Here is a 1,131-nt window from a genome sequence, read left to right as displayed (position 1 = left end):
GGGCAGGCCTTTCTACGCCGTCGGCGGCACCTGGCGAAATCTCGCCCGGCTGCACATGGAAATGACCAACTATCCGCTTGGCGTCATGCACCATTACGAGATCTCGGCCGAAAGCGCGGCGAATTTCCTCAAGCAGGTGGCCAAAGCCGAGATCGAGAAGGTCAAGGGCATCGAAGGCGTTTCCAAGAACCGCCGTTCGCTGCTGCCCTATGGCGCCGTCGTGCTGCAGGAGATCATGGCGGCGATGCAGCCGTCGAAGATCATCGTCTCGGCGCTCGGCGTGCGTGAAGGCTTTCTCTATTCGCTGCTCGACGAGGCGGAGCAGAAGGCCGATCCGCTGATTTCGGCCTCGGAGGAGCTTGCACGCCTGCGCTCGCGCTCCGTCACCCATGCGCATGAACTTGTCGACTGGACCGCCAAAACCTTTGCCGCCTTCGGCATCGACGAGACCGAGGACGAGGCGCGCTATCGCCACGCGGCCGCATTGCTGGCCGATATCGGCTGGCGCGCGCATCCCGAATATCGCGGCAAGCAATCGCTCAACATCATCGCGCACGCCTCCTTCTTCGGCGTCGACCATCCCGGCCGTGCCTTCCTGGCCATGGCCAACGCCTATCGTCACGACGGCATCTTCAACGAAGCCATCGCCCCCGAGATCAAGGCGTTGGCGCCGCCGCGTTATCTGGAGCGGGCGCGCGTGCTCGCCGCGATGATGCGCGTCGTCTACCTGCTGACGGCGTCGATGCCGGGCATCATGCCCAGGCTGAAATGGGAACAGCGCGCCAACGGCGTGCTGGCGCTGGTCTTGCCGGCATCGCTGGCCGATCTCTATGGCGAGCGGCCGGCCGGGCGCCTGGCGCAACTGGCAAGGATCACCAACCGCCGTCTGGTGCTGGCTGTCGAGGGTGGGCCCAGCATGTCGGTGAAGTAGGGCGTGTCGGTCAAGTAGGCGTTACGCCGAACCACGCCCGTCGACGCAGGGCCATGGACTCTTGCGAAGAGGACCCCCACCCTAGCCCTCCCCACAAGGGGGAGGGAGACTTCCGTTGGCCGACCTAGGCGAATCGCCTGTCTTTTCGGCGCCAAAGAAGAATTAGAGGCACGCGGCAGCGTTCCCTCCCCCTTGTGGGG

Annotated in this window: 1 pseudogene; it reads left to right on the top strand. The window is 64.7% G+C overall.

The window, feature by feature from the left end:
- Nucleotides 1–931, top strand: a pseudogene (locus EN964_RS35360) (exopolyphosphatase); the annotation flags it as partial.
- Between the last annotated feature and the right edge of the window lie 200 nt (nucleotides 932–1,131).

The sequence above is a fragment of the Mesorhizobium sp. M7A.F.Ca.CA.001.10.2.1 genome (genome assembly GCF_003998575.1).
In the GTDB taxonomy this organism is placed as follows: domain Bacteria; phylum Pseudomonadota; class Alphaproteobacteria; order Rhizobiales; family Rhizobiaceae; genus Mesorhizobium.
This window is presented reverse-complemented; position numbering and strand designations above follow the sequence as displayed.